Origin of the sequence: uncultured Rossellomorea sp., from assembly GCF_947488365.1 — a bacterium.
GTDB lineage: Bacteria > Bacillota > Bacilli > Bacillales > Bacillaceae_B > Rossellomorea.
The window spans coordinates 791,538-805,193 of sequence record NZ_CANKZT010000001.1; the positions used below are offsets into that span (position 1 = coordinate 791,538).

A 13,656-nucleotide genomic window follows, 5' to 3' on the forward strand; every position below is an offset into this window, starting at 1 on the left:
ACCAATTCAAGGCGCCGGAAGTCAATCAAACCTGCTTCCGGGGGCCTTTTTTCCTTTATACAATATGTCCACTAATCTTCACTTTGATACAGTTTCGTAAGAACCTTGGACATATCATTTGAAAAGAAATTAAGTAAACTAACGACACGGGAATACTCCATTCGAGTAGGCCCGATAATCGCAATGGAACCTAATTGTTCTTTACCAATAGAATAAGTAGCGGTTATGAGACTACAATTCTCCATAGCAAGATGATCATTTTCTTTCCCAATCTTAATATTCAATCCTGTAGCGGAAGGCCGAATCAAGTTGTAGATACTCTCTTCCTGTTCAATCATTTCAAGGAGCATACGAACCTTTTGGACATCATTAAACTCAGGCTGATTAAGTATATTGGTTTTCCCTCCAAAGAACAGCTTATCTGTGACCGATGGATTAAAAGAGTCCGTGATGGAGTGGAGGATAAAATCATAGTTCTGAATATGCTCTCTAAGTAAAAGAGCGACTTCCTTAAAGATTTTATCGTTCAATTCACTAATCGGGACCCCCGATAGCCGGTCATTCAGGATGTACACGAGCTTCTCAAGCTCTGCTGCGTCCATTGTAGGCGGGATGTGGAACAGTTTATTTTCAACATGCCCGTTATCCGTCACGATAATGGCAATAGCCGTATCTTTGTTCAGAGGGATAAGTTGAATTTTCTTCAGCTTATTCTCCTTCAAATCAGGTCCTAATACGATTGTCGTATAATTCGTCAGCTCTGATAGAATCTTTGCCGATTTCTGGACCACTTTCTCCAATTCATATATTCGCTCTGTGAAAATAGAGCGTAATGCATGAACATCGTTCTTCTTTAATTTCTGAGGAGAAAGCAAGTGATCCACGTAATAACGATAACCCTTTTCAGATGGAACACGTCCTGAAGAAGTATGTGTTTTTTCAATAAAACCCAATTCCTCCAAATCAGCCATTTCATTTCGAATCGTAGCCGAACTGAACGAAATCTCATCCTTCTTGGACAAGCTCCTGGAACCGACAGGCTGAGCTGATAGAATAAAATCATCAATGATCACTTGAAGAATTAGAAGTTGTCGATCTGTTAACAACATTCATCACCCCTGTTAGCACTCTCTTCTGATGAGTGCTAAATCTAATTAATAAATTATCAAATCAGAAAAGGGATGTCAATATATTAGATTGGCTCTTTTCGTAAAGTCAGTTGCTTTTGAAAAAGCGAGTAGTGGTTGATTTCCGCTTCAGGTGCTCGCTTTCCGCGGGGCGTGAGTTGAGCCTCCTCGGGCTTCGCTGTGAGGTCTCAACTGTCTAGCTCCGGCGGCTAGCCCCTCGAGGTCATAAGCTAAATGGCCCAAGAAGGCAAGAAACGCCTTCCCGGCCCATTCACCTTATGCTTGTCGGGGCTGGTCGAGCCGCCTCCGCTTTTCCTACTTTCCCGCTATCCCCGCAGGAGTCGAGCACCTTCCGCTCCAATCAACTTTCTAAGCATGAGTTACTAGCTGTAGACGAACATAAATACCATACACCTTTAGGATGCATCCATTAGATTACACCAAGGAAAGATTGAAATACTTCGTTTCCTAAAAAGCGACCCTGTTTCGTAAGCGCAACCCGCTCTTCATTCACAGTAAGCAGTTTTCGTTTCTCCATTTCTTCAATGGATGAACCGAATACAGATTCGATACTGCAGCCAAATTTGTGCTGGAATACAGATTTACTCACTCCCTCTACCTTACGTAAGCCGAGGAACATTTCCTCTTCCATCATTTCGGCTTTGGTGACTTCATGCTGCTGGATGGTGGGCAGGAAACCTTCTGCAATCGGGTCCATATATTTTTTTAGGGGACCGTAATTGGAATAACGTACTCCGTTTATATATCCGTGTGCACCGGCACCTAAACCATAATATTCATTATTGTCCCAATAAACGAGATTATGTTGGCTTTCAAATCCCCGTTTAGCAAAATTACTGATTTCATATTGATTGATCCCATATTTCTCCATCGTTTCGATCAAGATTTCGTACATGGCCGCTTCCTGATCTTGAGTTGGAAGTGGCAGCTTCCCTTTTCTCATCAGGTTGTAGAAAACCGTCTTTGGCTCTACGATAAGCGAATAAGCCGAGTAATGGGGAAGATCAAGGTCAAGTGCTTTCTTTAATGTATCCTGGAAATCTTGCTCTGTTTGCTTAGGCAGGCTATAAATCAGATCAATGCTGATATTCGAGAATCCTACTTTTTGAGCCGTTTCCACAGATGTATACACATCTTCGCTTTTATGCGTGCGTCCTATTCCTTTTAGAAGCTCATCATTGAATGACTGGACACCAAAGCTCAACCGATTCACACCGTGGTCCTTTAAGACTCGGAGTTTATCTTCGGTCAAATCTCCAGGGTTTGCTTCAAAAGTGAATTCACCCTGATCAAAAGGCAAATGAGTAGTGATGGATTCGCATAACGTTTCCAGCTGGCTTGCATTCAATGAAGTAGGAGTGCCGCCCCCGACAAAAATTGTATCAAGTTTGTCTTGGGTCATGACCCTATGCTTCATTTCATTCCCTAAGCTTGTTAAGTATTCGTTTACAGGCTGTCCTTCTAAAAAGACTTTATTAAAATCACAATAGTGACAGATATGTTCACAGAAAGGTATATGAATATAAGCTGATTTCACCAAGTTTATCCCTCCTTTGGGGGCATTCATAGAGAAAAGGGGGTAAGCAGTGCTTGTTTAGTACAAGCCACTTTCCCCCTTTATCATCAAGACAATTATTTTTTATCTGTATCGTCCATTTTCAATACGGCCATAAAGGCCTCTTGTGGAACTTCAACAGAACCAACGGACTTCATACGTTTTTTACCTTCTTTTTGTTTATCAAGAAGTTTACGTTTACGTGAGATATCTCCACCGTAACATTTTGCCAGAACGTTTTTACGAATGGCCTTAATGGTCGATCTTGCGACGATCTTTTGACCGATCGCTGCCTGGACGGGAACTTCGAATTGCTGTCTTGGAATTAATTCCTTCAACTTCTCAACAATTAGCTTCCCGCGTTCATAAGCGAAGTCGCGGTGAACAATAAAGCTTAAAGCGTCGACATTTTCAGCGTTTAAAAGGATATCCATTTTCACAAGCTTGGATTCTTTGTATCCAATCAGCTCATAATCAAATGAAGCATATCCTTTCGTATTGGATTTTAGCTGATCGAAGAAATCATACACAATTTCAGCAAGTGGAATTTCATATACGATGTTCACTCGCGTATCATCCATATACTGCATGTCGATGAAGTTACCTCGTTTTCCTTGACAGAGCTCCATTACGGCACCGACGTAATCGTTTGGAACCATGATGGTAGCTTTAACATAAGGCTCTTCAACATGATCCACTTTTTGAGGATCCGGCATCATGGACGGATTATCCACTTTCACTTCTTCCCCATCTGTCAGCTTAACATGATAGATAACACTTGGCGCTGTCGTAATAAGGTCAATCTTAAATTCACGCTCAATACGCTCTTGGATGATTTCCATATGAAGAAGGCCTAAGAATCCACAACGGAATCCAAATCCTAACGCTTGAGATGTTTCCGGCTCGTACTGAAGTGCAGAGTCATTCAATTCAAGCTTTTCAAGTGCTTCTCTAAGATCGTTATAGCGGTTTGAATCGATTGGATATAAACCGCAATAGACCATCGGGTTCAGTCGGCGGTATCCAGGTAATGCTTCCTGTGCAGGGTTTTTCGCCAGGGTGATGGTATCCCCTACACGGGTGTCCCCAACGTTTTTGATAGCGGCCGTCAGGTAACCAACATCCCCGACTGTCAGTTCTTTCTGACCCGTCGCTTTCGGAGTGAAGACACCGATCTCGGTCACTTCAAACTCTTTCCCTGTTGCCATCATACGAACCTTATCCCCTACTTTGACGCTGCCTTCCATCACACGGATGTAGGCAACGACTCCTCTATATGCATCATATAAGGAATCGAAGATCAGCGCTTTTAATGGCGCATCGGGATCTCCAACTGGTGCAGGTACCTTCTCAACCACTTGCTCCAGGATTTCTTCAATCCCGATTCCTGCTTTAGCAGAGGCAAGTACCGCTTCAGATGCATCAAGTCCGATCACGTCTTCCACTTCTTGACGCACTCTTTCCGGATCTGCTGCCGGAAGATCGATTTTATTGATAACTGGAAGGATTTCCAAGTTATTATCTAAGGCAAGATACACGTTCGCCAATGTTTGGGCTTCAATCCCTTGAGCAGCATCCACTACAAGGATGGCCCCTTCACAAGCAGCTAAACTACGAGATACTTCGTATGTAAAGTCGACGTGCCCTGGTGTATCAATGAGATGAAAGATGTATTCTTCCCCGTCTTTCGCTTGATACTTTAATTGCACAGAATTTAATTTGATTGTGATTCCACGTTCTCTTTCCAGATCCATTGAATCTAGCAATTGCTCTTTCATTTCTCGTGCCGTCAGTGCTTTCGTTTTCTCTAAAATACGATCGGCAAGGGTAGATTTCCCATGATCTATATGAGCAATGATCGAAAAGTTTCTAATTCTTGATTGTCTTTCTAATTTCTCTTCACGGTTCATTATACGTTCAACTCCTGTTATTTCCACACATGTACACTATTTTGAATTATAGCAGTAGACAATATATTATTCAATGTAAACTAAAGGGCTATGCAGGAATTGTCCATTTTAAAGCAGGACACTTTTAATTCGATGGCACAAATCCACTTATTATTGGACATCAAAAAGAGAAGGCAGTACTGTTTTCCAGCCTTCTCTTCCCGCTTATATTTAGATTAACGAAGCGATAAAGTTCATTATTTCGTTGGTAATACTTTCAATGGTATTCGCCAGTGCTTTCCCGATCGAAGAAAAGGCATTAAAGGCTTTCATATCTTCTAATTTCTCTTTCTTTTCGCTTAACGTTTTGGATTCAACTTCATTCCCGAGGAAAGACGCCTCCACGTTCCCTTCCCCGTCCTGACTCACTCCCACCGGAGAAGTGAAGTTCTGCTGTTCATGCCCCTTCATTTCCACAATCCCCTGATTGGCATACTGCATTCCCATCAGAACCCCAATAAATAATGCAGATATAAGCAGTGCACATTTAAAAAAGAATTTCGTCATGGTTTCATTCATCCTTTTTATTACTGACTTACTGCAGGAGTGACAGGTATATGATTCACCTTTTCAGCCTGCCAATAATAATCAGCGAATACTTCGGCGAAAGCCTGCGCGGATCGTTCCAATTCTTCAAACGTATTATCCACTCCGCCAAACTCCAGTAACATGGCGTTACTTGAAAGATCCTGATTGAACTTACCGTTTGTACCGCTTCCCTTTTTCGCAATCACTCCACGTGAAATACCTTTATAGTTAGCTTCCAATAACTTATGAAGCTCTGTTGCCACCTTTAAATTCTGTTCGAAATTCGGATGCTCTTCCCCGACTACAAACGCGAGCTTGGCATAGGATTTGCCATTAATGGTTCCCGTCGTAACAGCCCTTCTTTGTGAATCACGATGTATGTCAACGAGATACAGCAAGTCTTTATTACTCGTCATGGCAGCCTGGACTAAGGGCCTGGACTCCTGATATGCAGCCCAATAATCCAATCCTTTATTGTTCAGGTTCGCTATCACATCGGTTTTATCGATGGTCGTTCCAATCCCAAGTCCCTCTAAATGCTTCTTCACCATATCTCCCACCTTGGTGACATTTACTTCCGAATGCATGGCTGAATCAGGATTTGTTACTCCCTCCAAGTAAGGCAGATAGGATTCACGGGTATGTGTGAAGTAAAGATGAACCGTCTTTTTATCTCCAGTTGATAAAGGCGGGGACACATCTCCACTCTTTTGATCCGATTCATTAAAATTCTCTACATTCTTGAGTGGTGCTTCATTCCCAGCCTCAAGTGCTTCGGGAGGAGGGACAGATTCGATCGGCATATTCGTAAAATCCGTCCCCTCCCCGGCCACTAGAATGTCACCATCAAAAATCGAAAATCCCGGCAGTTCTCTCCCCAGGAAGCTTCGGGGATCTTCAAAGCTCACATTGGTAGCCACCTGAAAAAGGAGGGATGAAAAATTCGGTAAAGCCTGCTCTTCTTCAGTCAATATTTGATTAAAAGACCGGTTTTCTAATGCCAAGATCTTATATAATGCATCACCCTTCACATTGGAAGCCGCTTGATTCAATGAATGCGATGTAATTCTATACTCAGGGTTTAAGGAAGTGAGGATGCCCGTTATCGAAAAAACGGAGAGTAATCCTACTACGAATATCAACATCCCTTTCAGTATCGTTGACATATTAATCGCTACTACATAATTGGACGCTTTATACGACCTCATTCTCCCACCCTTTCCTTTACTCTACTCTAGTACAATGTATGTCATTACTAGAGATAGTAGAACTATATTTAGTAGTCATTATGAGGTTATTGGTGGAAAGTTAAACGGGGGAATCTATTATTTTTAGGATGGGTGGCAAGGTGGGGGTGGGGTTCGATAGCTAGGGTGAGGTGTAGTGAGGTGAGTAGGAAGTTTCAATTTTTGAAGGGAGAACTGCAATTTTCAAGATGGATTAATCTCTTTCAGGTAAAGATCACTCCTTTTATCTATCATCTCCGGTGTCAGCTTCATATAAATCCCATTTTTTATAGATATATTCCATCTACATTTTTGGATATCGGCGAATTTTTCAATTTAACGGCGAAATTCCTAATATATCGGCGAAATGGTTTCTCTCCAATGAATCCACTACAAAAAAACGCCTCAAGGTTCACTACCTACCCCTAAGGCGCTACTTTCATCTTCAACCTATCTAGTCTGATACCCCGTATTTTCCTGATCAACGGCATCATGTAGTGCCGCATTCAATCCGCTTGCTATGAGGTTGGCCATATCTTCCATGAACACGTCCACTTCTTTAGGGGTGACCATCAGGTTGTGACCGATCGGAGCTAACACCTCATGAATCAGTTTTCGTTTTTCCTGATCCTCGAGGGTCCCCACAATTCCCATGAATGTTTGACGATGCTGTTCTTCCGGAAGATCTTCTTCGGTTAATTTTCTTCTTTCACCGAAGCTTAATCCTGCCGGGGCGAGAGATCTCGAAGGCCGCCCCCCTTCTCTCATCTCTTTTCCAAAATGTTTTAAAAGAAAGTCCACTGTATCACTTACGATGGTGACAGCATCGAGTACGGTCGGAACACCGATGGCAATAACCGGAACACCTAACGTTTCCTGATCGAGACCTTTTCGTTTATTACCAACTCCAGATCCCGGATGTATACCTGTATCAGAAATCTGGATGGTGGAATTGACGCGCTCAATGGAACGGGAAGCAAGGGCATCGATGGCGATGATAAAGTCGGGTTTGGATTTTTCCACAACACCGAAAATGATATCGCTCGTTTCAATTCCCGTTAGCCCCATCACACCAGGAACGAGGGCACTGACCGGTCGATAGCCCTCTTCCACTGATTCCGGCTGCAGTTCAAAAAGATGTCTCGTCACGATGATATCCTCACATACGCGGGGTCCCAATGAATCGGGGGTTACATTCCAGTTTCCGAGTCCAACAATCAAGCAGCTTGCATTTTTACTGATATTATTGTTAATTAAAAACTGATTAAATTCATTCGCAAATACTTTTTCTACTCTTTGTTGCAGTTCTGCATCTTCCTGGCGAATTCCATGAGCCTCGATGGTTAAGTAATTACCAGGTTTTTTACCGATTTTCTCTTCCCCTTCAGGTGTAACGGTGACAAGGGAAACTTTCACCCCATCTTCTTCTTTCTCTTTAATCATGACACCTTGTATCGATGACGTATCCTCCGCTTTATCACTGACCACCATTTCTCTTGCTTCAACGGCAAGATCGGTACGTACGGAATATTTACTTAGATCGATTTCTTCGTTCTTCATTTCGACTCTACCTCCAAGCTTGGGATCTTATCTACTATTTTTTATGTTTACCTTTTTCGTATGGGTTCATTCACGCGTTTAATTTCACTACATAGTATTGCAATATCACTGTTCGTTTGATAAAATATCATTTGTTCTTATTGTTTAGGAATTTAAATCGAGTCACATAGAATCTCGATCCTTTTATAGGAGGTGACAGGAATGCCAAATATTAAATCAGCTATCAAGCGTGTAAAAACTAGCAACGAGCGTAACGCTCAAAACGCTGCTGTGAAATCTACAATGCGTACTGCTATCAAGAAAGCAGAAGCTGCAGCTGCTAACAGCGCAGATAACGCAAAAGAATTAGCAACAGAAGCGGTTCGTCAATTAGACAAAGCAGCTCAAAAAGGTCTTATCCACAAAAACGCTGCGGATCGTCAAAAGTCTCGCCTAATGAAAAAAGCGAACTAATTGAAAAAACCACCTCGCCCCAAGGGCAGGTGGTTTTTCTTTTGATCTCTATCATTAACGAATCGAAAGTCTTCATGTAAAGCTCTGATCATGAAGTTTAAACAAAAACATTTCAATCATCAATTCTTTTTTGATTTTTCCTGTTTTGATTTCGTAATCTCCTTGTGATAACAATTCGATGATATGGGCAAGTTGTTTATCGTTGAAGTGCTTCGCCTGCCCTGCTGCCAGTTTGACCCGGAAAGGATGAACTTTCAAGTAGGACGCGATTTTTTGCTGGCCGTATCCTCTTCGTGATAGTTCTTTCGTTCCGTATATGAGCCTGAACTGTCCTGCCAGGATCGAAAGAATTTTCAATGGCTCTTCATTTTGCTTGAGGAGATCGTAATAAATTCTTAATGCCTCATCAATCCTTCTTTGAACGACCTTATCCACTAGGGTAAAAATATTTTGTTCCAGGGACCTTGCTGTTAATCGTTCCACCACTTCCACATCGATTCTATTTGTATCGCTTGCATATAAGGAAAGTTTGTCCAACTCTTGGGTGAGCATCATTAAGTTTGTTCCAGCGAGGGTGAGCAGTAATTCAATTGCATCTTCATCTATCTGAACACTATTAGAGGCCGCCCGTTCTCTTACCCACGATTTTAACTCATACTCGTTCAGCTTTTTTGCCTCTACGACTTCTGCCAGTTTCTTCAAGGACTTCGTAATCTTCTTACGCTCGTCCAGTTTTTCATAATTCGCCGTAAAGACCAGAACTGTATAGGGAGCAGGGGATTGTATGTATTGTTCCAATCGTTTAATGTTATGCTCTACCTTCTCTTTTGTTTTTTCAGCTGTCAAAAAAACAGGGTTTTGGATAATGACAACCCTTCTCCCTCCCATAAACGGAAAGGTTTCTGCATCTTCTATCGCTACTTCTATCGGAGTTTCTTCCAGATCATAACTGGAAAAATTAAAATCCATTTCTTCTTCTGAAAGGGCACTTGAGACTATTCTTTGTTTCGTTTCATTAATAATAAATGACTCATTTCCGTAAACTAAATATATAGCTGAGAATTGAGATTTCTCCATTTTCTTCCAAATATCAATAACCAAGTCAGCACTCTCCATTAATTCTTTTCTCTACTCTATGGTAAAAAAGCTTTTTGGTTTTGACAAGGGGTAAAGGGGACATCCGTCATATGGGACACCCCCTATATCTATATTAACGTTAACGGAGAAGACCTAGGAACCTTTTCCGTTAAGCGGTATTTCCTTTGTAATGATTAGTGTCACCCAGGATGGCGAACTTATAGGTGACAACTCTTGTCAGTAAAGGAAAAAGTAAAGGGAAGTATAGATTTTTTAATAGCGATGTTCTATACTAGAATAGAAATAGGAGGGGTAGTTGTGAACCAATTTGAAAAGAATGTACAATCAAAAAGAAATGATGCAGTAGATTCAGGCGTTGGCTTTATTGTTTCTTTTGGATTCTTTGCTACAATGTTCGTTATTGCAACTGTTATTAAGTTAATTGGCTCTTAATGAAAGATAGGAGGCAGACCTTAAAGATTCCGGTTTCTTCAATCGCCATATATGGTACTGGTGTATCATACAGATGGTTTGAAGGCGCCTGACTCTTTGTGATGGGTCTGCCCCTTTTTCATTAGCGCTTAATTTGTTTTGTAATACATCCTATGGCAGGTGGGCTGAAAACGTTCCTTTTTTATCCCAAAAACGATAGGTTATCGCCCCATTTTCTCCGGTGCTATATATAGTCATTCCTCTTCTCTCCAATCGTTCCACTACTTCAGGATGAGGGTGCCCAAATCGATTGGTTTCACCCGCAGAGATCACCGCAACAGACGGATTCGTTTCAACGAGGAACTCTTCAGTTGTACTCGTATTACTCCCATGATGACCTACTTTTAACACATCAATCGGCAAATCAAAGGTTCGGATGAACTCTTTCTCCCCTCGCTCTTCTAAATCCCCAGTAAATAACCATTTCAAAGATCCGATTTCTCCATATAAGACAATGGAGTCATTATTGCCTTCATATTCCTCATCCTGTGGCGAAACAACATGCAGCCCATCCTTATCACCATCCCAACTGAATGGATACCGGGCTTCCTTAACAGGAACCCTCTTTTGCCGGGCGAATTTCACGATTTTTTTCATTTCACCTTTATCCTCGCTGTTAGGGCTGATCAAGACTTCCTTCACTTTCATTTCCTCAAGAACCGCTTCTGTTCCGCCAATATGATCGAGATCTCCGTGTGTTAATATCAGGGTGTCAATGGATGTGATACCTTTACTTTTCAAAAAAGGAACGACGATGTCTTCCCCTACAGAAAAACGATTCTTTCTCTCTTCCCATTTTTCTTTCGGAAACTGCATTTCCCCACCTGTATCGATAAGATAGGTTCCTCGATTGTATGGCAGCTTGATCAATGTAGCATCACCTTGTCCAACATCCATGAATACGATCTCTCCATAGGGATTATAGGTGTTGATGAGCAGGTGCGAGGCTCCATAAAGAATCAAGAACAATCCGGAAAGCATATATTTCCTTTGTTCAAACCAAACGAACACAACGTAAATAACGATGAAATAACCGAGCAGCAAAAGAAAGTGAGGCTTCCCCAGCACAATTGTACTGAATGGAAAAGATGCAATCGCCGAAGAGATCCATTGTATGCAATCCAGAAGGTATTTATAAATGAGCAGCAACCACTCGAGAGATAGAAAAGACGTCAGAAAATAGACAATGATGCAAAGGGGAAGAACAATGATCGAGAAAAGGGGTACATAAAGAAGATTCGTGAGAAAGCCTATCAAAGAGAATTCATAGAAATGATAGATGACGATGGGCAGTGAAGATAGCTGGGCAACAAGCGTTACTTTAAGCAATTGAACGATGGATGAAGAGGTATTTAAAATAGCTGATGAAGATACAACAAGAGAAAAACTCACTATAAATGACAGCTGAAATCCCACATTGAAAATAGAAAAGGGTTCGTATAATACAATGATGATGAACACTACCGCCAGACTGTCAATCGTATTTAAGCTCTTTGCCACTTTTCTGCTCATAAGAATCACAATCAGCATGGAGGATGCCCTGATAACAGAAGGTGATGCTCCTGTCAGTACGATGTAACATAGGAGTAAAAAAATCCCTATCCATGTCACCGCTTCTTTTGTAATGCCTACTCTTAATAGGAAATAATGGAGAATGGCAAAGATCAACCCGACGTGCAAGCCCGAAATCGCCAGTAAATGAACGACGCCGAGTTCCCTGAATGCCTGCATCGTATCTTCTGAGATCATATTCGTTTCCCCAAACATCAACGCTTGGGTCACTCCTACTGTTGAAGATGGAAATTCCCTTTCGATTTTCTTCAGTCCATTGAATCTCAGATGTATGAGGGCGTGTTTCCATTTGCCTTGATCCACGCATCCCCCGAAAGCTTGTACGTCGAGAATCCAATAAACTCCCCGCTGAGCTAAATAATTTTTATAATGAAATAAGTTTGGATTTTTATTCGGTTTGGGTTCTGTCAACTCTCCTTTCACTTCGCAGACAAAACCGGGCTTCACTTGTTGAAATTGTCGTTTTTCTTCCTCTGAAGAGAAATAAAAGCGCACGAGAACCTTTTCCTTCTTTATTTTGGCCAAGGAAACAAAGGTACTTCCTTCGATGGTTGGTATGTCATTGATTACGATTTGAAAGACGTTTGGTGCAGGTTCTGATGGCAGAACGGTTTTCTGCCTTTTTTCTTGAATAGTGGTATTGAAAAAGGAAATGAAAAGAAATAAGAAGCAGAAAAGAAGAACGGTGAAGGTCATTTTCCTGAGGAAAAGGGATAGAAGGAGCAAAGCAAGAACGACAGCACCCCAATGGAATTGAAGTGCCATCAGCGTCCCTGAAAGTACTGAAAATGCCAGGTAAAGGCATATTCCTCTATTCATTAAAGAGTTTTATGTATTCTTGTTCATAGTAATTGAGCTTTTCTTCTGCAGCACCCTGTTTTCTCAAGTCTTCAATTAATTGGACCATCATGGAGGCTTTTTCTTTGTGTTTTACGTCGGTGCTGCTTTCGTCAAAAGCAACTTTCTCAACATGGACGTTTGCCTTTTCGAAAAGTTCAATGGCGTAAGGATGATTTTTATAGTCTTTTGCGTAATAAACCGTTTTGATTCCTGCCTGAATAAGAGCCTTACAGCATTGAAGACATGGGAAGTGCGTAACATAAATATCCGCATTCTCCGTTCCCACGCCGAACTTTGAACATTGCAGCAGGGCATTCATTTCGGCATGGATCGTCCTCACGCAGTGATTGTCAATCACATAACATCCTTCATCTATACAATGATCCCCTCCTGCAATGGACCCATTATAACCTCCTGCAATGATTCGTTTTTCACGAACGATGGTTGCCCCGACTGCCAGTCTTGTACACGTACTGCGCAGGGCAAGGAGCTGACTTTGAGCCATAAAATATTGATGCCAAGCGATTCTTTCCATCCCCATTCCTCCTTCTTTGATTTTTAGCTACATTTTATTTGTCTGTTTAAGTGTATAAAGACTTCCTATGTTCGTCAATTCATTGAACATAAATATATTCTTTTAATTTCTCAAAGGTTTTTTCACCGACTCCAGAGATGTTTTTAATTTCTTCTATAGCCTTAAAGGGACCATTTTCTTCACGATATTGGATAAAAGTCGACGCTTTGGCAGGACCAATTCCTGGCAGGGTTTCGAATTCCTGTTGTGTGGCAGTATTAATGTTTATTCCATCCTTTCCTGAATCGGCCCCGGGCATCGAAGGAGCCAGCCGGGTTGTTTCAATTTCTCCGATTTTGGGGACATAAATCATCATTTCGTCTGATACCTTTACAGCTAAATTGATCACTTTCTTATCTGCTTCTGCGGTGAAACCACCGGCTCGATCGATTACAAACTTCAGCCGATCGCCATGCCTCACCTCATATAATCCAGGGTGAACAACCTCTCCCTTTACGTCAACATACACTTTTTCGACGGATTCCACTTCTTCAAGCTCCTTTTCTTTTTTAGCAGGGGCTGCTGTAAAAGTAGCCTCTTTCACTGGAGCTGCGGAAGCATTTTTTAATATATATGCAATCAGGACAATGGCACAAATCATCAGAATCACAAGGACTGTTCTGTATTTTTCAATTAGGGACTGCACAGGAAATCACCTCTGGTGGAATATTCATTGCAAGAA

12 protein-coding genes are annotated in these 13,656 nt (G+C 41.6%); 2 read left to right on the forward strand and 10 right to left on the reverse strand.

What is annotated here, in order from left to right:
* Window positions 1–71: 71 nt before the first annotated feature.
* From hrcA to gpr, 6 genes are all read right to left on the reverse strand, one after another.
* On the reverse strand, window positions 72–1,106 hold the full coding sequence (gene hrcA / locus Q1B03_RS04255; protein WP_044339688.1) for a heat-inducible transcriptional repressor HrcA: 1,035 nt from the start codon (window positions 1,104–1,106) through the stop codon (window positions 72–74).
* A 451-nt stretch (window positions 1,107–1,557) separates the two neighbouring features.
* Window positions 1,558–2,715, reverse strand: coding sequence for a radical SAM family heme chaperone HemW (gene hemW / locus Q1B03_RS04260; RefSeq protein WP_299738532.1), 1,158 nt, complete (start codon window positions 2,713–2,715; stop codon window positions 1,558–1,560).
* Between the two features lie 65 nt (window positions 2,716–2,780).
* Window positions 2,781–4,616 carry a translation elongation factor 4 gene (gene lepA, locus Q1B03_RS04265; RefSeq protein WP_299739635.1) on the reverse strand — a complete coding sequence of 612 codons (1,836 nt, stop codon included), beginning with the start codon at window positions 4,614–4,616 and terminating at the stop codon, window positions 2,781–2,783.
* A gap of 207 nt (window positions 4,617–4,823) precedes the next feature.
* Entirely contained in the window at window positions 4,824–5,159 is a 336-nt protein-coding gene (locus Q1B03_RS04270) for a DUF3679 domain-containing protein (protein WP_299738534.1), read from the reverse strand.
* Window positions 5,160–5,179: 20 nt separating this feature from the next.
* Window positions 5,180–6,388 carry a stage II sporulation protein P gene (locus tag Q1B03_RS04275; RefSeq protein WP_299738536.1) on the reverse strand — a complete coding sequence of 403 codons (1,209 nt, stop codon included), beginning with the start codon at window positions 6,386–6,388 and terminating at the stop codon, window positions 5,180–5,182.
* Window positions 6,389–6,856: 468 nt separating this feature from the next.
* Window positions 6,857–7,966, reverse strand: a complete 1,110-nt coding sequence (gene gpr / locus Q1B03_RS04280) for a GPR endopeptidase (RefSeq protein ID WP_299738538.1) — start codon at window positions 7,964–7,966, stop codon at window positions 6,857–6,859.
* 201 nt (window positions 7,967–8,167) lie between these two features.
* Here gpr and rpsT point away from each other — a divergent pair, with 201 nt between their 5' ends.
* Complete coding sequence (rpsT, locus tag Q1B03_RS04285; protein ID WP_044339591.1) at window positions 8,168–8,419, forward strand: 30S ribosomal protein S20; 252 nt, start codon at window positions 8,168–8,170, stop codon at window positions 8,417–8,419.
* A 72-nt stretch (window positions 8,420–8,491) separates the two neighbouring features.
* Here the strand turns inward: rpsT and holA are convergent, their stop codons facing one another.
* Complete coding sequence (gene holA / locus Q1B03_RS04290) at window positions 8,492–9,520, reverse strand: DNA polymerase III subunit delta (RefSeq protein ID WP_299738540.1); 1,029 nt, start codon at window positions 9,518–9,520, stop codon at window positions 8,492–8,494.
* 294 nt (window positions 9,521–9,814) lie between these two features.
* Here holA and Q1B03_RS04295 point away from each other — a divergent pair, with 294 nt between their 5' ends.
* Entirely contained in the window at window positions 9,815–9,949 is a 135-nt protein-coding gene (locus tag Q1B03_RS04295; RefSeq protein WP_044339687.1) for a YqzM family protein, read from the forward strand.
* Between the two features lie 150 nt (window positions 9,950–10,099).
* Here Q1B03_RS04295 and Q1B03_RS04300 read toward each other — a convergent pair whose 3' ends face one another.
* From Q1B03_RS04300 to Q1B03_RS04310, 3 genes are all read right to left on the reverse strand, one after another.
* Window positions 10,100–12,325, reverse strand: a complete 2,226-nt coding sequence (locus tag Q1B03_RS04300; RefSeq protein ID WP_299738542.1) for a DNA internalization-related competence protein ComEC/Rec2 — start codon at window positions 12,323–12,325, stop codon at window positions 10,100–10,102.
* Between the two features lie 46 nt (window positions 12,326–12,371).
* Window positions 12,372–12,935 (reverse strand): ComE operon protein 2, encoded by a 564-nt coding sequence (locus Q1B03_RS04305; RefSeq protein ID WP_299738544.1) that lies wholly within the window; start codon window positions 12,933–12,935, stop codon window positions 12,372–12,374.
* A 79-nt stretch (window positions 12,936–13,014) separates the two neighbouring features.
* The gene (locus tag Q1B03_RS04310) at window positions 13,015–13,620 is read right to left on the reverse strand and encodes a helix-hairpin-helix domain-containing protein (protein WP_299738546.1); all 606 of its coding nucleotides are present in this window, start codon (window positions 13,618–13,620) and stop codon (window positions 13,015–13,017) included.
* Window positions 13,621–13,656: the final 36 nt, after the last annotated feature.